This is a genomic window from Pseudomonas neuropathica (assembly GCF_015461835.1).
In the GTDB taxonomy this organism is placed as follows: Bacteria; Pseudomonadota; Gammaproteobacteria; order Pseudomonadales; family Pseudomonadaceae; genus Aquipseudomonas; species Aquipseudomonas neuropathica.
Window position 1 is genome coordinate 26,785 of record NZ_JACOPX010000014.1, and the last position, 24,474, is coordinate 51,258.

Genomic DNA, 24,474 nt, shown 5'->3' on the forward strand with positions numbered 1-24,474 from the left:
CGCCGGTTCTACGGACAATCAACGCTTTCGATAGTGGTCATTGATGCCGTTGAGGCTTCAGTCGACCACCTGATCAAGCATGTGCATGACTTCGCGCTCGTTGAGCAAACCTTTGTGCACGAGGTTTTCCGCCAGCAGCGAAAGGAACTTGGCGCAACGATGGCCTTCCAGGTGCTTGAGCTCGGTCAGCGCGCTGTACACCTTGCTGGAGGTGCACAGGCCGACGATGCGGTGCGGGTTTTGTGTTGGCATACTGTCGTCCTTGTTGTTATCAACCTGTTGTTTACGGACGGATTCAGATTGCGGTTCCGTCATGACAAATAAATGACCGTTTTATGGAAAAGTACATAACGGTCAATCAATCATGCCGACTTTAGCCGGTGAAACTGTCCTCACAGCGACCTTGGCGAGATTTTTTCAGACGCTGGCCGACCAACGGTCATAAAAAAGCCCCGCTATACAAGCAGGGCTTTGTGTTTCGGTTACCAGCGTGGGCCGCCGTAGTAGTGCGGACGACCGTAGTAGCCGCGCGGCGGGCCGTAATACACCGGGGCCGGTTGCACGTAGACCGGTTGTTGCACATACACCGGTGCGGGCTGGTAGTAGACCGGTGGCGGTGGCTGCTGCACATAGACCGGTGGCGGGGCGTACACCGGCGCCTGTTGCACATAAACCGGACGATCCTGGTTGATAAGCGCCGAACCGATGATGGCCGAGCCGACGATTGCGCCAAACACCGCCGGACCCTGCCAGCCACCGCCGTGGGCTTCTGCTTGCCCTGTGACAGCAAAAGCACCGATCAGCAGGGCGACGATAGGGAGTTTACGAATCATGATAATTCCTCGGTTCTTCGACCCGGCATCGGGGCCTGCACCAGGCCCACAGTTGTCGCGGGGATACTTCTAAGACAGCGAATTTTGGAAAATCAGCACAGCCACTGGGTAAATTTTGTGTAAGGTCTGTACCGGTTTATTTACCGGGCGGTGTGATGGCCGCGGAACACGTTTAAATCAGGCCTCTATGATCGTTCAGAAGCCGATGGGCTGGCTAATCCCGTTTATCCGAAAGTGCGTTTGAAGGAGAAGTTTCATGCAGATGAACCCGAACAAAGACACCCAATTGTGCATGTCCCTGTCGGGGCGCCCGGGTAACTTCGGTCTGCGTTTTCATAACCATTTGTATGAGCAGTTGGGCCTGAACTTCTATTACAAGGCTTTCAGCAGTCAGGACCTGACCGGCGCGGTGGGCGGTATTCGCGCGTTGGGCATCCGTGGTTGCGGCGTGTCGATGCCGTTCAAGGAAGCGTGTATTGCGCTGGTCGATGAACTGGATGCATCGGCAGCGGCGATCCAGTCGATCAATACCATCGTCAACACCCACGGCCATCTCAAGGCTTACAACACTGATTACATCGCTGTGGCGCAGCTACTGGAAACCCACGCGGTGCCCAAGGAATCGACCTTTGCCTTGCGAGGCAGTGGCGGCATGGCCAAAGCGGTGGCCAGCGCACTGCGTGACGGTGGTTACAAAAACGGTTTGATCGTCGCCCGCAACGAACGTGCCGGGCGCGCATTGGCGGATTCGCTGGGTTATCGCTGGCAGGCGGAACTGGGGGAGGAGCGGCCGCAAATGCTGATCAATGTGACACCCGTGGGCATGGACGGCGGGCCGGAGGCGGGGCAGTTGGCGTTTGAACCGGAGGTGATCAAGGCTGCCGAAACGGTGTTTGATGTGGTGGCGATTCCGTCGGAGACGCCGTTGATTGTGCGCGGTCGAGCAGAGGGCAAGCGGGTGATCACCGGGCTTGAGGTGATTGCAATTCAGGCGCTGGAGCAGTTTGTGCTGTACACCGGCGTGCGGCCGACTGAAGAGCAGTTTGCGGCGGCGGTGGGCTTTGCCCGGAGCTGATGTGTTGTGGTGGCTGGGCGGGCCTCCTTCGCGAGCAGGCTCGCGAAGGAGGCGACGCGGTTTCACGCCGGCCATCAATGCCTATACTGCCTCCTCAGCAAGCCCAGACTTGCCCACCACAAAAACCGTGACCGAGGCTCCCATGCATCCGCCCATCCTCAACCTGCATCAGGTCGAACTCGAACCCCTGCCCGAAGCCCTGGCCCCAGAAGGCGAAACCGCCGGCCGCTATCAGCAGCGCATGGCGCGGATTGGCCAGCAATTGGGTTCGCAGAAACTCGGTTATCGGCTGTATGCCTTGCCACCGGGCATGCGTGGCAGCCCGTTTCACAGCCATCGGGTCAACGAAGAGATGTTTTACGTGGTGGCCGGGGAGGGCGAGGTGCGTCTGGGCGCCGAGCGTTTCCCGATCCGCGAAGGCGACGTGATCGCTTGCCCGCCGGGTGGGCCGGAGAAGGCGCATCAGATCATCAATACCAGCTCGGGCGAATTGCGCTATCTGGCGGTGAGCACCCAGCAGCAGCCCGATATTTGCGAATACCCGGATTCGAACAAGTACGTGGTGATGGATAACTTCAAGGTGGATGCCGAGGGCAATGCCTCAGGCTTTGTCGCGGTGGCACGGCAGGCGGATGGCGTGGATTACTGGGACGGTGAATAACACGCAGATCCCTTGTAGGAGTGAGCCTGCTCGCGATAGCGGTGTGTCAGCCAAAAATGATGTGACTGACACACCGCTATCGCGAGCAGGTTCACTCCTACATTGGTTTTGTGTGGTTATTCGAGGCGGGCCAGGCGTTCTTCCAGCGCGGCGATTCGCGCTTCTAGCTCTTCGATACGCTCAACCGAAACGCCACTGCTTGCACCGCGATCCTGCGGACTCTGCCGCGCTGCCATAATTGCCTCGCTATCCGCCGGATCACCCAGCGCATGGGTATAACGATCTTCGCGCTGCCCGGCCTGACGCGGAATCAACACGGCCAAACCCCGCGCAATCAAACGTTCGAGCTGATGCACCACCTGTTCGGCGTCTTCGAAATCATGCATGCGCCCGCTGCGAGTCAGCAGTTCATTGACGGTCTGCGGGCCACGCAGAAACATCAATCCGCTGAGAATCACCTGCGCCGGCACCAGTTCCAGCGCCTTGTCGACCTTGTGCTCCCAGCGGTCGGCACGGCTGCCCATCACCAGCCTGGCGAAACCGCGACCTTCCAGCGCACGCAAACTCTGGCCGACCTGACCCTGGGTCAGGTTCATCACTGGTTCGCGGCTGGTTTTCTGGTTGCAGGCGGTGACCAACGCATTGAGCGTCAGGGGATAGGTTTCCGGACTGGTCGCCTGTTTCTCGATCAGCGAACCAAGGATGCGGATTTCCGTGGCATTGAGCCGTGGTTCGTCGAAGCTGGATTCTGTCTCTGTGGTCATCGCGCGTTCCCTCTGCAGTCGAAGGCGCCTAGCCTAATCCTTGCCAAACAAAAGGCAAGCCGTGTGGTCATCAAGCATGGCTATAATCGCCTCCTGTTCCACCCAGCCACCACACGAGACTGCCATGACCATTTCCCTGTACGCCGCATCCGTCCCGGTTTTTCAACAAATGCTCAACGCGCTGAGCGATGTCCTGAAAAAGGCTGAAGCCCACGCTACCGAGAAAAACATCGATCCGAACGCTTTCCTGCAGGCCCGTCTGTACCCGGACATGTTCCCGCTGACCCGCCAGGTGCAGATCGCCGTCGACTTCGCCAAAGGTGTTTCCTCGCGTCTGGCTGAAATCGAAGTGCCGAAGTACGACGATACCGAAACCACCTTCGCCGAGCTGCAAGCCCTGATCGCCAAGGTTCTGGCCTACATCGGCGAGATCAAGCCGGAGCAGATCGATGGCAAGGAAGGCATCGAAATCGTTACTCGTCCGGGCACCCCAAAGGAAAAACGCTTCAGCGGTCAGGCTTACCTGCTGACCTACGGTCTGCCGCAGTTCTTCTTCCACGTCACCACTACCTATGCGCTGCTGCGTCATAACGGGGTTGAAGTGGGCAAGCGTGATTATATGGGCGCGTTCTAAGCGGCCAGAAGCCCCTCACCCTAGCCCTCTCCCGGAGGGAGAGGGGACTGACCGAGTTGTTGTTTCGAAATACACCGACCTGATCTATCGAGTCGAACTCAGGTTTTGAACAGCACACAAATCAGCTCCCTTTCCCCCTCGCCCCCCTTGGGGGGAGAGGGTTGGGGTGAGGGGGGAAAAGATCTCAGCCACAAAAAAGCCCGCCAAGGTTCACACCGTGGCGGGCTTTTTCATTACAGCGAATATTAAGCCGTACGTTGGGCTTTCGCTTCCTCACCCAGGCACGCCGCAGCGGTGAACAGCACGTCAGTCGACGAGTTCAGTGCGGTCTCCGCCGAATCCTGCAGCACCCCGATGATGAAACCGACTGCCACAACCTGCATGGCGATTTCGCTTGGAATACCGAAGAGGCTGCACGCCAGCGGAATCAACAGCAGCGAACCGCCAGCCACACCCGAAGCGCCACAGGCACAAATCGCCGCAACAACGCTGAGCAGGATGGCGGTCGGGATGTCCACGGCGATGCCCAGTGTGTGCACGGCTGCAAGGGTCAGAACGGTAATGGTGATCGCCGCGCCGGCCATGTTGATGGTCGCGCCCAGCGGGATCGACACCGAATAGGTGTCTTCATGCAGGCCCAGACGCTTGCTCAATTCCAGATTGACCGGAATGTTCGCCGCCGAGCTGCGGGTGAAGAATGCGGTGATGCCACTTTCACGCAGGCATTTGAGTGTCAGCGGGTACGGGTTGCGACGCAGTTTCCAGAACACGATCAGCGGGTTCATCACCAGTGCCACGAACAGCATGCAGCCGAGCAGCACGGCCAGCAGGTGCGCGTAACCGATCAATGCGCCGAAACCGGAGGTGGCCAGCGTCGAAGCCACCAGACCGAAAATGCCCAGCGGCGCGAAGCGAATCACCACACGCACGATGACCGTCACGCCATTGGACAGATCACCCAGCACTTCGCGGGTGGTGTCCCCGGCATGGCGAATCGCGATGCCCATGCCGATCGCCCACGCCAGAATGCCGATGAAGTTGGCGTTCATCAGCGCGCTGACCGGGTTGTCGACCACGCTCAACAGCAGGCTCTGCAGCACTTCGCCGATACCGCCCGGCGCCGTCACCGAGACGTTGTCGGTCGACAACACCAGGTGCGACGGGAACGCCATGCTCGCAACCACGGCCACGACCGCCGCAGCGAAGGTGCCCAGCAGATAGAGGAACAGGATCGGGCGGATATGGGTTTCCTGGCCGTGCTTGTGGTTGGCAATCGAGGCCATCACCAGCACGAACACCAGAATCGGTGCGACGGCTTTCAACGCAGATACGAACACTTTGCCGATGAACGCCGTGCCTTTCGCCGCTTCCGGCGCGAACAGCGCCAAGGCGATACCGGCGATCAGGCCGATCAGGATCTGCGTGACCAGGCTGAGGTTTTTCAGACGTTGCAGTAGAGAAGGGGATGAAGCGGTCATAGCGGCATCTCTGATTTTTTATAGGGTGCAAGGTTGCGTGAAACGATGGCAAAACAGGGGCAGACCACCGCCACGAACCGAAAGTGTTGACGCGATATCAACGCCATTAAACCGGCCGCTGATCAGGTTGTACGTTTTTCAGGGCGCGGACTTTATCACAGCGTAGGCCTTCTCCTTCAGGCATGTGACGATCTGCCACCGGAACAGTCAACCAGATAGACAGGTTTGTGCAAGTCAGTCCGGACACACTCTGTTAAGATTGCGCATCCTTATTTTCACATTCCGCCAGCGGGCCTCCGGGTCAACGCTGGTGTCGTCGTTTTGCTGGAGTTGCGCATGCTGTTGCCCATTCTTCTGTTGTCCGCCGCCGGTTTCACGGTGCTGACCACGGAATTCGTCATCGTCGGCCTGTTGCCGGCGATTGCCCGAGACCTCGAAGTCACCATCCCGCAGGCCGGGTTGCTGGTGACTTTATTCGCTTTTACCGTGGCGATGTTCGGGCCTTTCCTGACCGCGTATTTCGCCCGCTTCGAGCGGCGCAAGCTGTTTATCAGCATCCTGATCATGTTTGGTCTGGCCAATACCGTGGCGGCGCTGGCGCCGAACATTTGGGTGATGGCGATTGCCCGGTTGATCCCCGCGCTCGGGCTGCCGGTGTTTTGGGCCTTGGCCAGTGAGACCGCAGTGGACATCGTCGGCCCGGATTTCGCCGGTCGCGCGATCGCCAAGATCGGTTTCGGCATTGTCTGCGCCACGGTGTTCGGCATCCCGGTAGGCACGCTGATTTCCGATGCGTTCGGCTGGCGCAGTGCCTTTGGCATTCTGGCGGTGATCGCTTTTGCCAAAGCCTTGTTGCTGTTTGTTTATCTGCCGAAAACCAGCCTGCACCAACATCAGGTCAGCTTCCGCTCGCAGTTCAAGATTCTGCGCAGCCCGTTGATGATCGGCCACATCGTGCTGTCGATCCTGGTGTTCAGCGGCATGTTCACTGCTTACACGTATCTGGCCGACATTCTTGAGCGCCTCGCCGGGTTCAACGGCACCGTGGTCGGTTGGTGCCTGATGGCTTTCGGTGCGGTCGGGCTGATCGGCAACTCCCTTGGTGGTCGTGCGGTGGATCGCCATCCGCTGGGCGCGTCGGTGTTGTTCTGTGCGTTCATGATTGCCGGCATGGTCTCGCTGGTACCGAACATTCATTCTCCGCTGGGGCTGGCGGTGGCGATGGGGATCTGGGGCGTGACTCAGGCTGCGTTGTTCCTGGTCAGCCATGTGCGCCTGATGAAAGCCGCGCCGGAAGCGCCAGCGTTTGCTGCTTCGTTGAATATCGCCGGGGCCAATCTGGGGATTGGCCTGGGCGCCATCGTCGGTGGCCGGGTGATCGACAGCGCGGGTCTGGGCTTCCTGGGGTTTGCCGCCGCCGGGTTCATTTTGCTGTCGGTGTTCCTCGCCATGGTGCTGATGACGCTCAAGCCGCGCGAAATGTGCGCCGAGGCCTCATAACGCGGTAAACAGCTCGCGTCGGGCACCTTCGGTAATCGCAACGATACCGGGGTGCTTGACCTTGCGTTCCACCGAAATGGCATAGAACGACTCGGTCACCGCGTCGGTCTGGCCTATCAGTTCGACGCCGTACTGGCGCTTCACTTCATCGGCAATCACGCTCGGGCCGATAAAAATCCCGCTGCCGGATTGGCCAAACGCCTGCATCAAGGCACTGTCATCAAACTCGCCGACGATTTGCGGCTGGATCTGCTGCTCGGCAAACCAGCGCTGCAAGCGGCTGCGCACCACGGTTTCCGGTCCGGGAATCAACAGTGGCGCACCGTGCAGGCTACGCGGGAAATCCTGACCGTATCTGGCTGCCAGTTCCGGGGTGGCGAAGAAACTGATTCCGCACTCACCGAGTTTCTGACTGTAGCCCTTGATGTCGAGGTGCGAGGGCATCGGGCTGTCGGAAATCACCAGGTCGAGGCGCTGGATCGCCAGATCGGCGAGCAAACGTTCGAGTTTGTCTTCGCGACAGGTAATGCGCAGAGGCTCGTTCAGCTCCATGGTTGGCGCGATCAGGCGATAGACAATGGATTTAGGCACCACGTCAGCCACGCCGACGCGGAACAGGATCTGCTGTTCGTGGGGCTGGGCACGCAGCATCAGTTCCAGTTCGCCGCCGAGCTGGAACATCTGCTCGGCGTAGGGCAGGGCTTGTCGCCCGGCTTCGGTCAATTCGAGTTGCCGGCCGACGCGTCTGAATAACTCGATGCCATACGTCTGTTCAAACAGTGATATCTGCCCGCTGATGGTCTGTGGTGTCAGGTTCAGTTGCTCGCAGGCGCGCACGATGCTGCCGGTCTTGGCTACGACCCAGAAGTAATGCAGTTGTCGGTAATTGAGCATGACGTTCTACAGTTCGTGAAAACCGAAGTATAGCCGCTAAAAATACGAATTTTCCTGAAGTGTTTGTCTCCCTAGAATGCCCACCCATCGACGGCCGGTCTGTGAGCCTGTCTGTTCATTCGAAGGAAACCTTATGAAATACACAATCCCGGCATTGATGTTTACGTCTTTACTGCTTATGGCCGGTTGCGATCAGGCCGAGAAAAGCGCCCAGCAACTGATGGGCAAGGCTGCCGAAAGCGCCAAGCAAGCGATTGACGACACCCATAAAGCCGCTGAGCAAGCACTCAGTGATGCCACCGGCGGGCTGATCGAGAAAAAAGAAACACCGGAAAAAGATGCGGAAAAATCCGAATCTTCCTCCAAGACCATCTAATTCGTCTTACACAGAGTCAGGACTGACCCATGGAATATCTGTTACAGCTCGCCGCCAGCCCCACCGCTTGGGTTGCTTTGGCCACACTGGTGGTGATGGAAATCGTGCTCGGCATCGATAACCTGATCTTTATCTCGATCCTGACCAACAAATTGCCCAAGCAGTACCAGCAGAAAGCACGCCGTATCGGTATCGGCATGGCGTTGATCCTGCGTCTGGCACTGTTGAGCACCATCGCCTTCATCGTGCAGTTGACCGCACCTGTGATCGAGATCCTGGGCCAGGCGTTCTCCTGGAAGGACATGATCCTGATTGCCGGTGGTCTGTTCCTGGTCTGGAAGGCTACGACCGAGATCCATCACAGCATGGACCCGGCGCCGGAAGATCCGAAGTCGGCGACCTCGACAGTCACTTTGGGTTTTGCCGCGGCTATCGGCCAGATCCTGATGCTCGACATGGTGTTCTCGATCGACAGCATCATTACTGCGGTCGGCATGACCGAACACTTGCCGATCATGATCATCGCGGTGGTGGTGTCGGTGCTGGTGATGCTGTTTGCTGCTGAACCGCTGGCCAAGTTCATCAACGACAACCCGACGGTGGTGATGCTGGCTCTGGGCTTCTTGATCATGATCGGTATGACGCTGATCGCCGAAGGCTTCGGCGCCCACGTACCGAAAGGTTACGTGTATGCAGCGATGGCGTTCTCGGCAGCGATTGAAGTGCTGAACATGATGTCTCGTCGGGCCAGGCAGAAGAAGCTGGCTGAGCAGGCGTAACTGCTGAAAGTACAAAAAACCGCCTGAACTCTTAGAGAACAGGCGGTTTTTTTTGAATCAAGATTTGCAGTGCGGGATAGAGCCAGCCCCTCACCCCAGCCCTCTCCCAAGGGAGAGGGGGAAAGGGAGCCGATTTGTGTAGTTTTTAAACGTGTGTTCAACCTGGTCTTCCAGGTCGGCGTAGCTCGAAAAACAACTCGGTCAGTCCCCTCTCCCTCCGGGAGAGGGCTAGGGTGAGGGGCTTTTGCTTTTAAAGTTTGGCCTCAGTGCGCAGTTGCGTGACGCGGGCTGTGCTTCTCGGTTTTCTCAACCGCAGCAGGCTGAACCGGATGATGATGGCGCCGCGAAACCCGCAGCACCCCCCACAACATGGCAGCGGCCACGGCCAGCCAGCCGGCAATCAACATTACGATGGTCATGGTCAGGCTCATCAGTGCCTCCTCTTCGCCCTGCATCGGGCCCACACTTTTTCAATTCGCTCTGTTTCAGTGACAGTCTAGACAATGGGGTGTTTCAGACTATTGACCAAAGGTCGATTGCGACCAATCACTTTGCTCTATGCAATCGATGGGTCTGCCGCTTAAGGCTATACCGCAGCCGGGCGCGGCCCTATGATCGCAGGCGTTGCCGGAACACGATGACCGGCGTCTGAACAGAGAGTGATGATGGTGCAGGTATTTTCTCGAATTCGTGCGGCGCTACTGGTGGCGGGTTGTGCGGCCGTGTTGGCCGGATGTGCAGGTACTGTGGCGCCTGAGGTCAAGCGTCTGCCGGAGCGGGTCGAACTCAGTGGCACGTTCTATCGCGGCGAAGCCAATCAGAGCGGCCCGCAAGTGCTGGCCAGCCTGTTGTCGCAGCAGGGCATCGTGATCACTCCGGGGTTGCTCGAGAAACCTCTGCACTTGCCGGGTGCCGAAGACAAATTGCAACAGAACCTGCAAAACCTGGCCCGCGAGTACGGCATGGTGGTTTACCCGCTGGACAGCAACCTGCCCGCACTGTTGACCCAAGTGGCGGCAGGCTATCCGGTGATGGTGCGCTTCAGCGAGGGGGCGGCATTCTGGGCCGAGCCGCGTTACGCGATCCTGTCCGGCTACGACCGCAACAAACAGAAGGTCTTGCTGCGTGCCGGCATGAACCGTCGCGAACTGATGAGTTTCAGCTCCTTTGAGTCGGCACTGGAGAAATCCGGTGGCTGGGCCGTGCTGATCCAGAAACCGTCGCAGATCCCGGCAGCCGTTGATCGTCAGCGCTGGCTCAAAGCGGCAGATGAACTGGCCCAGGCCGGTCAGGAAAACGAAGCGGCGCAGGCGCGCAAGGCGCTGGCAGCCCACTGAGTTCCCGTTCGTCATTTGCCGGGCACGACTGCGCCCGGCAAGCCTCCTACGAATAGAACCCGTTTTCTGCGGGTGACTCAGGAGGCGAACATGGCAGATTCCCCATCCCCGAAAGGGCCGCATTCGACCGAGCATTCGTCGGGTCATGATCTGGGTTTCGACCCCGATTCGCCGGACCTTGATGATCCGCAAGTCGATCCGGTTGGCCCGGCCAAGGCGCCGAAAGACGTGAAACCCGGTGAAGACGACAAGACGCCGGCCAAACCTTATGACCCGTTAGCCAATCTGAAACCTTGATGTGAGGTGCGTATGAGTACTGACTCAAGCTTCGATGACCAAAAACCGGACAGCGTGCCCACGACGCCGGAGCCGGAGATTGATCCGGTGCTGGATCCGGACAGCCCGCTGCGCGATCCGATGGCCCGACCTAATGTCATGACGCCGGAACCTTCGCGGGATCCAAGTGCAGGCGATGGCATTCCTGATGACGACAAGATGCCGCTGCCCAATGACTGAAATGCAGGCGAAAAAAAAGCCCCGAGGATTCGGGGCTTTTTCTTGCGGGCGCGGGTTACTTGGACGCTTCAACCACACCGCTCTGGCGTGACTTGAGGTTTTTCTCGGCCTTGTATTGTTGCGCCACCGCAGGAACGTTGGCGCTCTTGCCGGTTTCCACCCAGCTGCGAATACGGCTGGCATCGGCAAAGTGGGTGTATTTGCCGAAGGCATCGAGAATCACCAGCGCGACCGGGCGGTTAGCCATTTTCGTTACCAGGACCAGGCAATGACCGGCAGGATTGGTGAAACCGGTTTTGGTGATCTTGATGTCCCAGTCGGCCTTGTTCACCAGGTGGTCGGTATTGCGGAAACCCAGGGTGTAGTTGGGTTTGCGGAATGACACGGTCTTTTCCTTGGTGGTGGTGAGTTCGCTGAGGAGCGGGTACTTATGCGCGGCCACCAGCAGCTTGCTCAGGTCACGGGCGGTGGAAACGTTACGTTCCGACAGGCCTGTCGGTTCGACAAAGTGCGTACTGGTCATGCCCAGTGCCTTGGCTTTCGCGTTCATGGCCGCGATAAAGGCTGCGTAACCTCCCGGATAGTGGTGAGCGAGGCTGGCGGCCGCGCGGTTCTCCGAAGACATCAAGGCGATCAGCAGCATCTCGCGACGCGGCAGCTCACTCTTGAGTTTGACTCGGGAGAACACACCCCTCATTTCCGGTGTGTTGCTGATATCGACATTGATCCATTCGTCCATGTTCTGCCGGGCTTCAACCACTACCAATCCAGTCATGAGCTTGCTGACAGAAGCGATCGGCACGATCACGTCAGGGTTGCTGGAGTAGATGACTTTGTTGGTCTGCATATCCATGAGCAGTGCGCTGCCGGAGGCGATCTTCAGGCTCGAAGCGTCACGTGGGGCAGCGGTGGTTTCCGCAGCGTTGATCGTTGGCGTGATGAATGTGCCTGTAAAAGCAAAAAACAGGCTCAGAATCGAAAGACGAATTTTCACGCGGGCGAACTCATAAAGGTTGGATATTCCGTTAGTTTGTAACGGGTTATTTCTTCAAAGCGTCGCATTTTAGGAGTATGGCTGAAGAACTGTCGATGGTTGTTTGAGTGACCTGAAAATCTCGTGAAAAGGCCTGTAAAAAGAGGGGTTTCCGGCGAACGGTTACAGTTTTTTCTCAGGCATGAAAAAACCCGCACAAGGCGGGTTTTTCTTATTGCTGAAATTACCGATCAGGCGTGCAGGGTTTCTGCCGCATAAAGGGTGTTTTCCAGCAGGCAGGCGCGGGTCATCGGACCTACGCCACCCGGCACTGGAGTGATCCAGCCAGCGCGGGGCAGGGCGGTTTCGTAGACGACGTCGCCGACCAGTTTGCCGTCGTCCTGACGGTTGATGCCGACGTCGATCACGATCGCGCCTTCCTTGATCCACTCGCCTTTGACCAGGCCCGGCTTGCCGGCGGCCACCACCACCAGATCAGCACGACCAACGTGGCCGGCTAGATCCTTGGTGAAGCGGTGTGTCACGGTCACGGTGCAACCGGCCAGCAGCAGTTCCATGGCCATCGGGCGACCGACGATGTTGGAAGCGCCGACGACCACTGCGTCCATGCCATAAAGGTCAGCGCCAGTGCTTTCCAGCAGCGTCATGATGCCTTTAGGTGTGCAGGGACGCAGCAGCGGAATGCGCTGGGCCAGGCGGCCGACGTTATAAGGATGGAAGCCGTCGACGTCTTTGTCCGGGCGAATGCGCTCCAGCAATTTGGAGGCATCCAGGTGCTCGGGCAGCGGCAGCTGAAGCAGGATGCCGTCGATCGCAGGGTCGTCGTTGAGGCGATCGATCAGATCGGTCAGCGCGTCTTGCGTGGTGTCGGAGGGCAGGTCGTAGGCTTGAGAGAGGAAGCCAACCTCTTCACAGTCTTTACGCTTGTGCGAGACATAAACCTGAGAGGCAGGATCGCTGCCGACCAGGATCACCGCGAGGCCGGGAGTGCGCAGGCCTTGCTGGCGACGCTCGGCAACTCGTTGGGCGATCTGCTGGCGCAGGCTGGCGGCGATCGATTTGCCGTCGATTAGTTGTGCAGTCATTGCGCGTGATTAACCATCGAGAGGGGAAAAAATGAGAACGCATTCTCGCATGTCGAGCGTTGAGGGCAAAGGCGCTTGGTCAGCAAATTCCTCTAACTCCTTTAATTAAATGAATTTTTTTCAAAAAGGATTTGACGACCTTTCGAGCGCTCTATACTATTCGTCGCACTTGTCGGGCACAGCCTAGCACTGGTTAAGAAGGTGAAGCGGAATCAAGGTTCTGCGACACTGGAAAGCACTTAGTTTGTAGTCCTTTAAGAGTACAGATTAATAAGGCGCCCGTAGCTCAGCTGGATAGAGCATCCGCCTTCTAAGCGGATGGTCGCAGGTTCGAGTCCTGCCGGGTGCGCCATTAGGCAGCTTTGGCACAAGTAGCGCGATATGGTGGGCGTAGCTCAGTTGGTAGAGCACGGGATTGTGACTCCCGTTGTCGTGGGTTCGATCCCCATCGTCCACCCCATATTTCGAAAGGCGCCAGATGTAACAGTCTGGCGCCTTTGCTTTAAAAGCTTCATCGCGGATGTGGTGGAATTGGTAGACACACTGGATTTAGGTTCCAGCGCCGCGAGGCGTAAGAGTTCGAGTCTCTTCATCCGCACCAATTAAAGCTTCATTCATGTCTTCGGGCTGGTGAGGTTTCAACAAAGAAGTTGTTTGGCTTTTTTGTTACGCAATATGGTGGGCGTAGCTCAGTTGGTAGAGCACGGGATTGTGACTCCCGTTGTCGTGGGTTCGATCCCCATCGTCCACCCCATATTTCGAAAGGCGCCAGATTTAACAGTCTGGCGCCTTTTTTGTTTTAGCGGTTCTGAAAAGCGGCGATTGCCGGTTTCGGGGCGCAGGGGCAGGGCGCTTCGTCGTATTTATGTTGCTCGATGATGCTGTGCTGCTCGCCGGGCTTGCTTTCAGGTTCGGCCGTCAGGGACTGATTGGCAACCTCTTCTATATATAGAAGAGGTTGGCGCAGGGCCCTGGCGTGATTGGTTGTATTCGCCTGTGGGACGCGCTGCATCCGTGCATCGATCCCTATAAATTGCCTGCTGTTTTTTTACCCGTTTTCAGTAGGGTGACTTCTTGAGTTTGACCCACTAGAATGCATGCCCTTGATTCTGGGGTCGGAAACGGCCGGCTAACGTCTGTGCAACGAGGAATATCCATGCAAGTTTCTGTTGAAAATACTACTGCTCTCGAGCGCCGCATGAGCGTCACCGTGCCGGCTGAGCGCATCGAGACTCAGGTCAACAAGCGTCTGCAGCAGACTGCCCAAAAGGCCAAGATTGCTGGCTTCCGTCCAGGCAAAGTGCCAATGAGCGAAATCAAGCGCCGTTTTGGTGCCGATGCTCGCCAGGAAGCTGTAGGCGACGTGATCCAGTCCTCCTTCTACGAAGCTGTGGTTGAGCAGAAGCTGAACCCTGCTGGTTCGCCGTCGATCGAGCCTAAGTCGCTCGAAGCTGGCAAGGACCTGGAATACGTTGCTGTATTCGAAGTGTTCCCTGAGTTCACCGTTGCCGGTTTCGACGGCATCACCGTTGAGCGCCTGAGCGCTGACGTGGCTGACGCTGACCTGGACAAAATGCTCGACATCCTGCGCAAGCAGAACACTCGTTTTGAAGTGGCCGATCGCGCTGCCCAGAACGAAGACCAACTGAACATCGATTTCGTTGGCAAGGTTGACGGCGAAGTATTCGCTGGCGGTTCCGCCAAGGGTACTCAGCTGGTACTGGGTTCCGGCCGCATGATCCCGGGCTTCGAAGAAGGTCTGGTTGGCGCTAAAGCGGGCGAAGAGCGCGTTCTGAACCTGACTTTCCCAGAGGACTATCAGAACCTGGACCTGGCTGGCAAAACCGCCGAGTTCACCGTGACCGTCAACACTGTTTCCGAGCCTAAACTGCCAGAGCTGAACGAAGAGTTCTTCGCTCAATTCGGCATCAAGGAAAGCGGTATCGACGGTTTCCGCACCGAAGTTCGCAAGAACATGGAGCGTGAACTGCGTCAGGCGATCAAATCCAAGGTCAAGAATCAGGTAATGGACGGTCTGCTGGCCACCAACCCGATCGAAGTGCCGAAGGCGCTGCTGTCCAACGAAGTTGACCGTCTGCGCGTGCAGGCTGTTCAGCAGTTCGGTGGCAACATCAAGCCTGATCAACTGCCGGCCGAGCTGTTTGAAGAGCAAGCCAAGCGCCGCGTCGTGCTGGGCCTGATCGTTGCTGAAGTGGTCAAGCAATTCGACCTGAAGCCTGACGAAGCTCGCGTTCGCGAAATGATTCAGGAAATGGCTTCCGCTTACCAGGAGCCTGAGCAGGTTGTGTCGTGGTACTACAAAAACGAGCAGCAGCTGAACGAAGTGCGTTCGGTTGTGCTGGAAGAGCAAGTTGTGGATACTGTTCTGCAGAAAGCTAGTGTGACCGACAAAGCGGTCTCTTACGAAGAAGCAGTCAAGCCGGTAGAAGCTCCAACAGCCGACTGATTGGTTTTGCGTTAAGAAGTACACACCATAAGCCAGCTCTCGAGCTGGCTTATGCGTATTCAAGACATAACTATTTGGGAGCGACTGCAGAGCATGTTCCGTAATTCTTATATTCAGCAGAACTCTGATATCCAGGCCGCCGGCGGCCTGGTCCCGATGGTTGTCGAGCAATCTGCTCGTGGCGAACGCGCCTATGACATCTATTCGCGCCTGCTCAAGGAGCGAGTGATCTTTCTGGTTGGTCCGGTAGAGGACTACATGGCCAACCTGATCTGTGCGCAACTGCTGTTCCTTGAAGCGGAAAACCCGGACAAGGACATCCATCTCTACATCAACTCCCCGGGCGGTTCGGTGACTGCAGGCATGTCGATCTACGACACCATGCAGTTCATCAAGCCGAACGTGTCGACCACCTGCATCGGCCAGGCCTGCAGCATGGGCGCATTCCTGCTGACCGCAGGTGCCCCGGGCAAGCGTTTCTGCCTGCCGAACTCTCGCGTGATGATTCACCAGCCGCTGGGCGGTTTCCAGGGTCAGGCGTCGGACATCGAAATCCACGCCAAGGAAATCCTCTTCATTCGCGAGCGTCTGAACACGCTGATGGCCGAACACAGCGGGCGTACTCTGGAAGAAATCGAGCGCGATACCAATCGCGACAACTTCATGAGTGCAGAAGCTGCGAAGGAATATGGCCTGATCGACGAAGTGATCAACCAGCGCCCAGCTTAAAATAAGCAGCTCAAAATAGGCTTGGTCGGCTTGTCTGATCAGCGGCGGGCTTGAAAAAGCCCGCAATAGCCTTCATCTTGTGTTGCAAGCCTATCGGATTTGGATCGAACGAATGACTGACACCCGCAACGGCGAGGACAACGGCAAGCTGCTCTATTGCTCCTTCTGTGGCAAAAGCCAGCATGAAGTGCGCAAATTGATTGCCGGCCCCTCGGTCTTTATCTGCGACGAGTGCGTCGACCTGTGCAATGACATCATCCGCGAGGAGGTGCAGGAAGCCCAGGCCGAGAGCAGCGCGCATAAATTGCCTTCGCCTAAAGAAATCAGCGGCATCCTTGACCAGTACGTCATTGGTCAGGAGCGTGCGAAAAAGGTTTTGGCCGTAGCGGTGTACAACCACTACAAGCGCCTGAACCAGCGTGACAAGAAGGCTGACGACGTCGAACTCGGCAAGAGCAACATCCTGCTGATCGGCCCGACAGGCTCCGGTAAAACCCTGCTGGCCGAAACATTGGCCCGCTTGCTGAACGTTCCGTTCACCATTGCCGACGCAACCACCCTCACCGAGGCGGGTTACGTGGGTGAAGATGTCGAGAACATCATTCAGAAGTTGCTGCAGAAGTGCGATTACGACGTAGAGAAGGCCCAGATGGGTATTGTCTACATCGACGAAATCGACAAGATTTCCCGCAAGTCCGACAACCCGTCGATCACCCGGGACGTTTCCGGTGAAGGCGTGCAACAGGCCTTGCTGAAGTTGATCGAAGGCACGGTCGCTTCCGTACCGCCGCAAGGTGGCCGCAAGCACCCGCAGCAGGAATTCCTGCAGGTCGACACCCGTAATATCCTGTTCATCTGCGGTGGTGCGTTCTCCGGTCTGGAAAAGGTTATTCAAAACCGTTCCACCAAGGGCGGCATCGGCTTCAACGCAGAAGTACGCAGCAAGGAAGAAGGCAAGAAAGTCGGTGAATCCCTGCGTGAAGTCGAGCCTGACGATCTGGTCAAGTTCGGTCTGATCCCGGAATTCGTCGGTCGTCTGCCGGTCCTCGCGACGCTGGACGAGCTTGACGAGGCTGCGCTGATGCAGATCCTCACCGAGCCGAAAAATGCTCTGACCAAACAGTATGCCAAGCTGTTCGAGATGGAAGGCGTGGATCTGGAGTTCCGGACCGACGCACTGAAATCGGTCGCCAAGCGTGCCCTGGAACGTAAAACCGGTGCTCGTGGTCTGCGCTCGATTCTCGAAGGTGTACTGCTCGACACGATGTATGAAATCCCCTCGCAGTCCGAGGTGAGCAAAGTCGTGATCGATGAAAGCGTGATCGAAGGCAAGTCCAAGCCACTGTATATCTACGAAAACAGTGAGCCGACGGCCAAGGCAGCGCCGGACGCTTAAGCGTCCAGTCTGCTGGAATAAAGAAGGGGCCTTCGGGCCTCTTTTTTTTTATGTCATTTTTTACATCCGCTTTGTGCTTGTTTTTTTTCAAGGCAGCCCCCATCTTGGTTTCAAGCTCAATTCCATCTGATTACGGCCATATGGCCGCCGTAGAGGCGAAATCATGAAGACAACCATCGAATTGCCTCTCCTGCCATTGCGTGATGTCGTGGTTTATCCGCACATGGTTATCCCGCTGTTCGTGGGGCGCGAGAAATCCATCGAAGCCCTCGAGGCCGCGATGACGGGCGACAAGCAGATCCTGCTGCTGGCCCAGAGAAACCCGGCTGACGATGATCCCGGTGAAGACGCTCTCTATCGCGTAGGTACCATCGCCACTGTTCTACAGCTGCTCAAGCTGCCTGACGGCACCGTCAAGGTTCTGGTCGAGGGTGAGCAACGCGGCACCGTCGAGCGCTTCAGCGAAGTTGACGGGCACTGTCGTGCCGAAGTTTCGTTGATCGAAGAAGTCGACGCCGCCGAGCGCGAATCCGAAGTGTTCGTGCGCACACTGCTGTCGCAGTTCGAACAATACGTACAGCTGGGCAAGAAAGTCCCGGCTGAAGTCCTGTCGTCGCTCAACAGCATCGATGAGCCGGGTCGCCTGGTCGACACCATGGCGGCGCACATGGCGCTGAAAATCGAGCAGAAACAGGAAATCCTCGAAATCATCGATTTGTCGGCCCGGGTCGAGCACGTTCTGGCGTTGCTGGATGCCGAGATCGATCTGCTGCAAGTCGAAAAACGTATTCGCGGTCGCGTCAAAAAGCAAATGGAGCGCAGCCAGCGCGAGTACTACCTGAATGAGCAGATGAAGGCCATTCAGAAAGAACTCGGTGACAGCGACGAAGGCCACAACGAAATCGAAGACCTGAAAAAGCGTATCGACGCTGCCGGTCTGCCGAAAGACGCGTTGGCCAAAGCCACTGCCGAGCTGAACAAGCTCAAGCAAATGTCGCCGATGTCCGCTGAGGCCACCGTGGTGCGCTCGTACATCGACTGGCTGGTGCAAGTGCCGTGGAAAGCGCAGAGCAAGGTTCGCCTGGACCTGGCGCGCGCAGAAGACATTCTCGATGCCGATCACTACGGACTCGAAGAGGTCAAGGAACGTATCCTTGAATACCTCGCCGTGCAAAAGCGCGTGAAGAAAATCCGTGGCCCGGTGTTGTGCCTGGTCGGTCCTCCGGGCGTGGGTAAAACCTCGCTGGCAGAGTCGATCGCTCACGCCACCAACCGCAAATTTGTGCGCATGGCCCTCGGTGGCGTGCGTGATGAAGCGGAAATCCGTGGTCACCGTCGGACTTACATCGGTTCGATGCCAGGAAGATTGATTCAAAAGATGACAAAAGTGGGTGTGCGCAACCCGCTGTTCCTGCTCGATGAAATCGACAAAATGGGCAGCGACATGCGTGGCGACCCGGCGTCGGCGTTGCTGGAAGTGCTCGATCCGGAGCAGAACCACAACTTCAACGACCATTATCTGGAAGTCGATTACGACCTCTCGGATGTGATGTTCCTGTGCACCTCGAACTCGATGAACATCCCGCCGGCGCTGCTCGACCGGATGGAAGTGATCCGTCTGCCGGGCTACACCGAAGACGAGAAGATCAACATCGCCGTCAAATACCTCTCGCCAAAGCAGATCGCCGCCAATGGTTTGAAGAAAGGCGAGCTGGAATTCGACGCTGAAGCGATCCGCGACATCATCCGTTACTACACCCGTGAAGCCGGTGTGCGTGGCCTCGAACGTCAGATCGCCAAGGTCTGCCGCAAGGCCGTTAAAGAGCACGCAATGGAAAAACGCTTCTCGGTGAAAGTGACAGCTGACCTGCTGGAACACTTCCTCGGGGTGCGCAAATTCCGCTACGGTCTGGCTGAGCAACAGGATCAGATCGGTCAGGTCACGGGCCTTGCCTGGACTCAGGTGGGCGGTGAATTGCTGACCATCGAAGCCGCGGTTGTACCGGGTAAAGGTCAACTGATCAAGACCGGTTCGCTGGGCGACGTGATGGTCGAATCGATCACTGCCGCGCTCACTGTAGTGCGCAGCCGGGCCAAGAGCCTGGGCATTCCTCTGGACTTCCACGAGAAGCGTGACACGCACATCCACATGCCGGAAGGGGCGACGCCGAAAGACGGTCCTAGCGCTGGCGTAGGCATGTGTACGGCGCTGGTGTCGGCCTTGACCGGCATTCCGGTGCGCGCCGATGTCGCCATGACCGGTGAAATCACTCTGCGTGGTCAAGTGCTGGCGATTGGCGGTCTGAAGGAAAAACTGCTGGCGGCTCACCGCGGCGGAATCAAGATCGTGATTATTCCGGAAGAGAACGTGCGCGATCTGAAGGAGATTCCTGACAATATCAAGCAGGATCTGCAGATTAAACCGGTTAAATGGATTGACGAGGTCCTGCAAATTGCGCTGCAATACGCGCCGGAGCCCTTGCCGGATGTGGCTCCGGAGATAGTTGCCAAGGACGAAAAACGTGAGTCTGACTCTAAGGAAAGAATTAGCACGCATTAATACGCTTTTGCCTGGGGGGCTTCCTTGACAGTTTTTTAGAGCCCTTGTTATAAAGCGGCTCTTAAGTGTCTGTAGGCCATTCAGCACTCGTTTTTGCTTTCACCAAAAAACTTAGAATCATCTCAAAATAGATATAAGGGGACTTAGAGTGAACAAGTCGGAACTGATTGATGCTATCGCTGCATCCGCTGATATCCCGAAAGCTGCTGCTGGCCGTGCGCTGGACGCTGTAATCGAATCCGTCACTGGCGCTCTGAAGGCTGGCGACTCCGTTGTTCTGGTTGGTTTCGGTACTTTCTCCGTGACGGACCGTCCGGCTCGTACCGGTCGTAACCCTCAAACCGGCAAGACTCTGGAAATCCCGGCTGCCAAGAAGCCAGGTTTCAAAGCCGGTAAAGCACTGAAAGAAGCTGTTAACTAAGTTTTCAGGTTTTTACCCATCCGGGTCGGGGTCATGCCTGACTTGGCAGCGGAGCGGTAGAGCAGGTCACTGAAACAGTGGCCTGTAACGCCGGGATCGAGGGTTCGAGCCCTGTCCGCTCCGCCAGTTACGAGAAGGCGCATCCTCGGATGCGCCTTTCTTCTATCCGGATTCTACCCACGCTCCACGGTTGCCTAATTTTGAAGTTCAACCGTTTCTGGGGGACGCATGCTGCAGAATATCAGGGACAATTCACAAGGCTGGATTGCCAAGACCATTATCGGGGTCATCGTTGCACTGATGGCTCTGACCGGTTTCGACGCCATTTTCCAGGCCACGACTCACAAGAATGAGGCGGCCAAGGTCAACGGTGATGAAATCAGCCAGAATGAGCTGAGCCAGGCCGTTGATATGCAACGCCGTCAGCTGATGCAACAGCTGGGCAAGGACTTCGATGCTTCCTTGCTCGACGAGAAAATGCTGCGCGAATCGGCCCTCAAGGGTCTGATCGATCGCAAGCTGCTGCTGCAAGGTGCAGAACAAGCGAAATTCGCTTTCTCCGAAGGCGCACTGGACCAAGTGATCCTGCAGACACCTGAATTCCAGGTGGACGGCAAGTTCAGCTCCGACCGTTTCGACCAGGTGATCCGTCAACTGGGTTACAGCCGTATGCAATTCCGCCAGATGCTGGCTCAGGAAATGCTGATCGGCCAACTGCGTGCCGGTGTGGCAGGCAGCGGTTTCGTCACTGACGCCGAAGTGCTGGCATTCGCCCGTCTGGAAAAGCAGACCCGCGATTTCGCGACCCTGAACGTCAAGGCTGACCCGGCGGCGGTCAAACTGACCGACGACGAGGTCAAGGCTTACTACGACGAGCACGCCAAGGAGTTCATGACTCCGGATCAAGTGATCATCGATTACGTAGAACTGAAGAAGTCTTCGTTCTTCGATCAGGTTGCCGTCAAGGACGAAGACCTGCAGGCGGCGTATCAGAAAGAGATCGCCAACCTGTCGGAACAGCGTCGTGCCGCGCACATCCTGATCGAAGTGAACGACAAGACCACCGAGGCTCAGGCCAAGGCGAAGATCGAAGACGTTCAGGCGCGTCTGGCCAAGGGCGAGAAGTTCGAAGCGCTTGCCAAAGAGTTCTCGCAGGATCCGGGTTCGGCCAATAACGGCGGTGACCTCGGTTATGCAGGCCCAGGCGTTTACGATCCGGCGTTCGAAAAAGCCTTGTACTCCTTGTCGAAAGACCAGGTGTCCGAGCCGATTCGTACCGACTTCGGTTATCACTTGATCAAGCTGTTGGGTGTGGAAGCGCCTGAAGTGCCGACCCTGGCCAGCCTGAAAGACAAGCTGACCCGCGAGCTGAAAGCCGCTCAGGTCGAGCAGCGTTTTGTCGAGGCGACCAAGCAACTGGAAGACTCCGCGTTCGAAGCCTCTGACCTGGCTCAGCCAGCGGCGGATCTGAAGCTGACCGTGCACACCTCCAAGCCGTTCGGCCGTGAGGGTGGCGAAGGTGTTGCGGCCAACCGTGCCGTGGTCACCGCAGCGTTCAGCACCGAAGTGATCGACGAGGGTGCCAACAGCACTGCCATCGAGCTGGATCCGGAAACCGTGATCGTGCTGCGTTCCAAGGAACACCTCAAGCCTGCGCAACTGCCGCTGGAAAGCGTGAATGCGGCTATTCGCACTCAGTTGACCAAAGAGCACGCCAGCGCGGCTGCCAAGACCAAGGCCGAGAAGCTGATTGCTGATCTGCGCGATGGCAAGGCTCCGCTGGACAAAGCGGTTGAGGGGCAGAACTGGAAAGCTACCGAAGCGGCCACCCGTGGTCAGGAAGGTGTTGATCCGGCGGTGCTGCAAGCGTTGTTCCGTATGCCGAAGCCGGCTGCCAAGGACAAGCCGACGTTCACCAGCGTGACGTTGCCTGATGGCAGTCTGATGATCGTGCGTCTGAATGGTGTTAACGAAGCGGCTGCGCCGACGGATGAAGAGAAGGCTCAGTACCGTCGTTTCCTTGCTTCGCGTGAGGGGCAGCAGGACTTTGCTGCTTATCGCAAGCAGTTGGAAGCTCAGGCGGACATCAAGCGGTTTTGATGGTTGACTGAGATGTGATGTGATGTGATGTGAAAGCCCCGGCCTTATGGTCGGGGTTTTTTTTGGGGCGTTGGGTAGTGGCGGCCTTTGGGCCGACCATGTTCTTGGGGTTTTGGGTGAATATCCGTTGTTTCGGGTGCTGCCGCTGGCGGTTTCGCTCTTACAGCGAGTCACCTTTTCCAAACGCCGAAAAGGTAACCCAAAAGGCTTTGCCCTGACGTTCGGCCCGCTCGCTGGGGCTCGGGGTTCCTTCGCTCCGGGATTCATCCGGGGGCATCGCCTACGGTTTGCTTCGCTGCACCTCCTCTCGATGTGTTCGACTTCGTCGAACGGTCGCTGCGCTCCCACCCCCGGATAAATCCCTCCACTCAGCCTGCCGACGGGCCTTCAGATCAAGATCAAAAGCTGCAGCCGAGCTAACGCTCATCCTGTTGAGTGGGGCGGCTTTGCCGCGTGGGCCGCACACAGATTAAACCTGTGGGAGTGAGCCTGCTCGCGATGGCGGCCTGCCAATCGACCAATCTCTATCTGCAGGCTGCCGTTTCAAATGTTTGAGCTGGACTGCTTGCCGGCCGGTTTCATCCAGCTCTTGGAAAGCCGTGATCCCGAGTGTTGATGGTTGCTGACAGGGTCAATATCAGCAATCCTGCAACAATCCACGGAAATGCCCCGACCCCAAGGTTCCCCAGCAACAAACCACCCATCAACCCCCCGCCAGCGATCCCGACATTCCACAGCGTAACCAACATCGATTGCGCGGTATCGGCAGCCTCCTTCGCGGTTTTCGCCGAGGCGGTTTGCAGTAACGATGGCATTGCACCAAACGCCAGGCCCCAAACAGCGGTGGCGATGTACACCACGTTCGGCATGTCGCGCCACAGGCCCAGCGCTATCGCGGAAAGCATGAACAGCCCGGCACTGATCAACACCAGTTCGCGCAGCCAGCGGTCAATCAGGCTGCCGACGATCCATAAGCTCAACACTGAAGCGAGGCCGAATGCCAGCAGCACGCGGTCGACATTGGCATCAAGCCCGGATGGCTGCAGGAACGGCGCGATGTAGGTGTACAACAAGTTGTGCGCGACCACGTAGGTAAGCGTGACCAACAACACGGATCGCACGCCGGGCAAGGTGAATACCTTATGCAGCGGGATGCGGTTTCCCACGCGTTCGCCGGCGAAGTCCGGGACTTGCCAGTGCACCCAGATCACCAGCGCAACGGTCAGTCCGGTCATGATGGCGAAGCTCAGGCGCCAGCCGACCAGGGCGCCGAGCAGGGTGCCTGCGGGGATTCCCAGTGACAGCGCCAGTGGTGCGCCGAGCATCGCTACCGTTATGGCGCGGCCTTGCAAGTGCGGGGCGACCATGCGGCTCGCGTAACCTGCCAGGAGCGCCCAGAGCAACCCGGCAAATATGCCGGCAATAAACCGTGCAATCAGCGTCAGCCAGTACCACTGCGACAGGGCGGTGATGCTGTTGGCGATGGCGAAGCCTGCGATGGCGGCCAGCAGCAGCGGTTTTCTTCGCCAGCCACGGGTGGCGATCGTCAGCGGGATCGCTGCCAGGATCGAACCGAGCGCGTACAGCGTAACCAGTTGGCCGATCAGCGCCTGGGAAACATTCAGGCCGCTGCTCATCTGCGGCAACAGGCCGGCGGGCATGGCTTCGGTCATGACCGTAATGAATCCGGCGGTGGCCAGTGCCAGGAGCGCGGCGAGGGGTAATCGCTCGCGGCGATCGACGGGTTGTTCAAGTGCGGGGCAACCGAGTTGGGCATCGTTCATGAGTCGGCATCCTTGTGCAGTGTTGACGAAGAGCACAGGGTAGGGCGCTGCACATCGGTGAAAAACGGGTTAAGGTTCCGAACATATCGGA

Annotated in this window: 24 protein-coding genes and 4 tRNA genes; 19 read left to right on the forward strand and 9 right to left on the reverse strand. The window is 57.6% G+C overall.

The annotated features are described in order from the left end of the window. Positions 1–57: 57 nt before the first annotated feature. Together H8F23_RS20480 and H8F23_RS20485 are read right to left on the reverse strand one after the other, a co-directional pair. On the reverse strand, positions 58–252 hold the full coding sequence (locus H8F23_RS20480; protein WP_016984641.1) for a hypothetical protein: 195 nt from the start codon (positions 250–252) through the stop codon (positions 58–60). A 230-nt stretch (positions 253–482) separates the two neighbouring features. After that, positions 483–833: a hypothetical protein gene (locus H8F23_RS20485; RefSeq protein ID WP_093434008.1), complete on the reverse strand. Its 351-nt coding sequence runs from the start codon at positions 831–833 to the stop codon at positions 483–485. Positions 834–1,089: 256 nt separating this feature from the next. Between H8F23_RS20485 and H8F23_RS20490 the strand changes: the two genes are divergently transcribed. Together H8F23_RS20490 and H8F23_RS20495 are read left to right on the forward strand one after the other, a co-directional pair. Then, a complete protein-coding gene (locus H8F23_RS20490) occupies positions 1,090–1,908 on the forward strand; it encodes a shikimate 5-dehydrogenase (protein ID WP_194935588.1) in 819 nt (272 codons plus the stop codon). A gap of 142 nt (positions 1,909–2,050) precedes the next feature. Next, complete coding sequence (locus H8F23_RS20495; protein ID WP_095124445.1) at positions 2,051–2,569, forward strand: cupin domain-containing protein; 519 nt, start codon at positions 2,051–2,053, stop codon at positions 2,567–2,569. A gap of 116 nt (positions 2,570–2,685) precedes the next feature. Here H8F23_RS20495 and H8F23_RS20500 read toward each other — a convergent pair whose 3' ends face one another. After that, the gene (locus H8F23_RS20500; protein ID WP_194935589.1) at positions 2,686–3,333 is read right to left on the reverse strand and encodes a YceH family protein; all 648 of its coding nucleotides are present in this window, start codon (positions 3,331–3,333) and stop codon (positions 2,686–2,688) included. 124 nt (positions 3,334–3,457) lie between these two features. Here H8F23_RS20500 and H8F23_RS20505 point away from each other — a divergent pair, with 124 nt between their 5' ends. After that, the gene (locus H8F23_RS20505; protein WP_194935590.1) at positions 3,458–3,967 is read left to right on the forward strand and encodes a DUF1993 domain-containing protein; all 510 of its coding nucleotides are present in this window, start codon (positions 3,458–3,460) and stop codon (positions 3,965–3,967) included. A 245-nt stretch (positions 3,968–4,212) separates the two neighbouring features. On the opposite strand, the gene sstT is transcribed toward H8F23_RS20505, so the two are convergent. After that, positions 4,213–5,445, reverse strand: a complete 1,233-nt coding sequence (gene sstT, locus H8F23_RS20510) for a serine/threonine transporter SstT (protein WP_095050828.1) — start codon at positions 5,443–5,445, stop codon at positions 4,213–4,215. 336 nt (positions 5,446–5,781) lie between these two features. Between sstT and H8F23_RS20515 the strand changes: the two genes are divergently transcribed. After that, positions 5,782–6,945, forward strand: a complete 1,164-nt coding sequence (locus H8F23_RS20515) for an MFS transporter (RefSeq protein WP_102901657.1) — start codon at positions 5,782–5,784, stop codon at positions 6,943–6,945. On the opposite strand, the gene nhaR is transcribed toward H8F23_RS20515, so the two are convergent. After that, a complete protein-coding gene (gene nhaR, locus H8F23_RS20520; RefSeq protein ID WP_194935591.1) occupies positions 6,940–7,839 on the reverse strand; it encodes a transcriptional activator NhaR in 900 nt (299 codons plus the stop codon). The genes H8F23_RS20515 and nhaR overlap by 6 nt on opposite strands. 133 nt (positions 7,840–7,972) lie before the next feature. Here nhaR and H8F23_RS20525 point away from each other — a divergent pair, with 133 nt between their 5' ends. Then, positions 7,973–8,215 carry a hypothetical protein gene (locus H8F23_RS20525; protein ID WP_007965379.1) on the forward strand — a complete coding sequence of 81 codons (243 nt, stop codon included), beginning with the start codon at positions 7,973–7,975 and terminating at the stop codon, positions 8,213–8,215. Between the two features lie 29 nt (positions 8,216–8,244). After that, the gene (locus tag H8F23_RS20530) at positions 8,245–8,994 is read left to right on the forward strand and encodes a TerC family protein (RefSeq protein ID WP_007917342.1); all 750 of its coding nucleotides are present in this window, start codon (positions 8,245–8,247) and stop codon (positions 8,992–8,994) included. Between the two features lie 263 nt (positions 8,995–9,257). Here the strand turns inward: H8F23_RS20530 and H8F23_RS20535 are convergent, their stop codons facing one another. Next, complete coding sequence (locus H8F23_RS20535; protein WP_194935592.1) at positions 9,258–9,425, reverse strand: hypothetical protein; 168 nt, start codon at positions 9,423–9,425, stop codon at positions 9,258–9,260. Positions 9,426–9,659: 234 nt separating this feature from the next. Between H8F23_RS20535 and H8F23_RS20540 the strand changes: the two genes are divergently transcribed. The 3 genes from H8F23_RS20540 (at position 9,660) to H8F23_RS20550 (ending at position 10,847) form a co-directional block, all read left to right on the forward strand. Then, complete coding sequence (locus H8F23_RS20540; RefSeq protein WP_093434034.1) at positions 9,660–10,331, forward strand: peptidase C39 family protein; 672 nt, start codon at positions 9,660–9,662, stop codon at positions 10,329–10,331. Between the two features lie 90 nt (positions 10,332–10,421). Continuing rightward, complete coding sequence (locus H8F23_RS20545; RefSeq protein ID WP_093434037.1) at positions 10,422–10,628, forward strand: DUF6021 family protein; 207 nt, start codon at positions 10,422–10,424, stop codon at positions 10,626–10,628. Positions 10,629–10,640: 12 nt separating this feature from the next. Further along, entirely contained in the window at positions 10,641–10,847 is a 207-nt protein-coding gene (locus tag H8F23_RS20550; RefSeq protein WP_194935593.1) for a hypothetical protein, read from the forward strand. 55 nt (positions 10,848–10,902) lie between these two features. Here the strand turns inward: H8F23_RS20550 and pbpG are convergent, their stop codons facing one another. Together pbpG and folD are read right to left on the reverse strand one after the other, a co-directional pair. After that, a complete protein-coding gene (gene pbpG / locus H8F23_RS20555; protein ID WP_093434043.1) occupies positions 10,903–11,841 on the reverse strand; it encodes a D-alanyl-D-alanine endopeptidase in 939 nt (312 codons plus the stop codon). A 230-nt stretch (positions 11,842–12,071) separates the two neighbouring features. After that, entirely contained in the window at positions 12,072–12,926 is an 855-nt protein-coding gene (gene folD / locus H8F23_RS20560) for a bifunctional methylenetetrahydrofolate dehydrogenase/methenyltetrahydrofolate cyclohydrolase FolD (protein ID WP_038362797.1), read from the reverse strand. A 275-nt stretch (positions 12,927–13,201) separates the two neighbouring features. On the opposite strand from folD, the gene H8F23_RS20565 reads away from it, so the two are divergent. The 10 genes from H8F23_RS20565 to H8F23_RS20610 all read left to right on the forward strand — a co-directional run bounded on the left by H8F23_RS20565 (position 13,202) and on the right by H8F23_RS20610 (position 22,599). After that, a tRNA-Arg gene (locus H8F23_RS20565) sits at positions 13,202–13,278 on the forward strand. Between the two features lie 32 nt (positions 13,279–13,310). Further along, positions 13,311–13,386: transfer RNA gene (locus tag H8F23_RS20570), tRNA-His, on the forward strand. Between the two features lie 56 nt (positions 13,387–13,442). Further along, positions 13,443–13,527 (forward strand) — tRNA-Leu (locus H8F23_RS20575). A 77-nt stretch (positions 13,528–13,604) separates the two neighbouring features. Beyond that, positions 13,605–13,680: transfer RNA gene (locus H8F23_RS20580), tRNA-His, on the forward strand. A 402-nt stretch (positions 13,681–14,082) separates the two neighbouring features. Continuing rightward, entirely contained in the window at positions 14,083–15,393 is a 1,311-nt protein-coding gene (gene tig, locus H8F23_RS20585) for a trigger factor (RefSeq protein WP_007917329.1), read from the forward strand. Positions 15,394–15,486: 93 nt separating this feature from the next. Then, a complete protein-coding gene (gene clpP, locus H8F23_RS20590; protein ID WP_194935594.1) occupies positions 15,487–16,122 on the forward strand; it encodes an ATP-dependent Clp endopeptidase proteolytic subunit ClpP in 636 nt (211 codons plus the stop codon). A 112-nt stretch (positions 16,123–16,234) separates the two neighbouring features. After that, a complete protein-coding gene (clpX, locus tag H8F23_RS20595; RefSeq protein WP_003223632.1) occupies positions 16,235–17,518 on the forward strand; it encodes an ATP-dependent Clp protease ATP-binding subunit ClpX in 1,284 nt (427 codons plus the stop codon). 163 nt (positions 17,519–17,681) lie between these two features. Beyond that, positions 17,682–20,078 carry an endopeptidase La gene (lon, locus tag H8F23_RS20600; protein ID WP_016986884.1) on the forward strand — a complete coding sequence of 799 codons (2,397 nt, stop codon included), beginning with the start codon at positions 17,682–17,684 and terminating at the stop codon, positions 20,076–20,078. Between the two features lie 148 nt (positions 20,079–20,226). Further along, on the forward strand, positions 20,227–20,499 hold the full coding sequence (locus H8F23_RS20605) for an HU family DNA-binding protein (RefSeq protein WP_003183171.1): 273 nt from the start codon (positions 20,227–20,229) through the stop codon (positions 20,497–20,499). A gap of 228 nt (positions 20,500–20,727) precedes the next feature. Further along, positions 20,728–22,599 (forward strand): SurA N-terminal domain-containing protein, encoded by a 1,872-nt coding sequence (locus H8F23_RS20610; RefSeq protein ID WP_194935595.1) that lies wholly within the window; start codon positions 20,728–20,730, stop codon positions 22,597–22,599. 578 nt (positions 22,600–23,177) lie between these two features. On the opposite strand, the gene H8F23_RS20615 is transcribed toward H8F23_RS20610, so the two are convergent. Next, the gene (locus H8F23_RS20615; protein WP_194935596.1) at positions 23,178–24,383 is read right to left on the reverse strand and encodes an MFS transporter; all 1,206 of its coding nucleotides are present in this window, start codon (positions 24,381–24,383) and stop codon (positions 23,178–23,180) included. Positions 24,384–24,474 lie beyond the last annotated feature (91 nt).

Coding starts and splice junctions, on each gene's coding strand:
- H8F23_RS20505 (WP_194935590.1), top strand. CDS start 3,458: ATGACCATTTCCCTGTACGCCGCATCCGTCCCGGTTTTTCAACAAATG.
- H8F23_RS20485 (WP_093434008.1), bottom strand. CDS start 833: ATGATTCGTAAACTCCCTATCGTCGCCCTGCTGATCGGTGCTTTTGCT.
- H8F23_RS20540 (WP_093434034.1), top strand. CDS start 9,660: ATGGTGCAGGTATTTTCTCGAATTCGTGCGGCGCTACTGGTGGCGGGT.
- H8F23_RS20525 (WP_007965379.1), top strand. CDS start 7,973: ATGAAATACACAATCCCGGCATTGATGTTTACGTCTTTACTGCTTATG.
- H8F23_RS20615 (WP_194935596.1), bottom strand. CDS start 24,383: ATGAACGATGCCCAACTCGGTTGCCCCGCACTTGAACAACCCGTCGAT.
- H8F23_RS20490 (WP_194935588.1), top strand. CDS start 1,090: ATGCAGATGAACCCGAACAAAGACACCCAATTGTGCATGTCCCTGTCG.
- lon (WP_016986884.1), top strand. CDS start 17,682: ATGAAGACAACCATCGAATTGCCTCTCCTGCCATTGCGTGATGTCGTG.
- H8F23_RS20500 (WP_194935589.1), bottom strand. CDS start 3,333: ATGACCACAGAGACAGAATCCAGCTTCGACGAACCACGGCTCAATGCC.
- H8F23_RS20515 (WP_102901657.1), top strand. CDS start 5,782: ATGCTGTTGCCCATTCTTCTGTTGTCCGCCGCCGGTTTCACGGTGCTG.
- H8F23_RS20550 (WP_194935593.1), top strand. CDS start 10,641: ATGAGTACTGACTCAAGCTTCGATGACCAAAAACCGGACAGCGTGCCC.
- H8F23_RS20480 (WP_016984641.1), bottom strand. CDS start 252: ATGCCAACACAAAACCCGCACCGCATCGTCGGCCTGTGCACCTCCAGC.
- sstT (WP_095050828.1), bottom strand. CDS start 5,445: ATGACCGCTTCATCCCCTTCTCTACTGCAACGTCTGAAAAACCTCAGC.
- tig (WP_007917329.1), top strand. CDS start 14,083: ATGCAAGTTTCTGTTGAAAATACTACTGCTCTCGAGCGCCGCATGAGC.
- H8F23_RS20530 (WP_007917342.1), top strand. CDS start 8,245: ATGGAATATCTGTTACAGCTCGCCGCCAGCCCCACCGCTTGGGTTGCT.
- nhaR (WP_194935591.1), bottom strand. CDS start 7,839: ATGCTCAATTACCGACAACTGCATTACTTCTGGGTCGTAGCCAAGACC.
- H8F23_RS20610 (WP_194935595.1), top strand. CDS start 20,728: ATGCTGCAGAATATCAGGGACAATTCACAAGGCTGGATTGCCAAGACC.
- H8F23_RS20545 (WP_093434037.1), top strand. CDS start 10,422: ATGGCAGATTCCCCATCCCCGAAAGGGCCGCATTCGACCGAGCATTCG.
- clpP (WP_194935594.1), top strand. CDS start 15,487: ATGTTCCGTAATTCTTATATTCAGCAGAACTCTGATATCCAGGCCGCC.
- folD (WP_038362797.1), bottom strand. CDS start 12,926: ATGACTGCACAACTAATCGACGGCAAATCGATCGCCGCCAGCCTGCGC.
- H8F23_RS20535 (WP_194935592.1), bottom strand. CDS start 9,425: ATGAGCCTGACCATGACCATCGTAATGTTGATTGCCGGCTGGCTGGCC.
- clpX (WP_003223632.1), top strand. CDS start 16,235: ATGACTGACACCCGCAACGGCGAGGACAACGGCAAGCTGCTCTATTGC.
- H8F23_RS20495 (WP_095124445.1), top strand. CDS start 2,051: ATGCATCCGCCCATCCTCAACCTGCATCAGGTCGAACTCGAACCCCTG.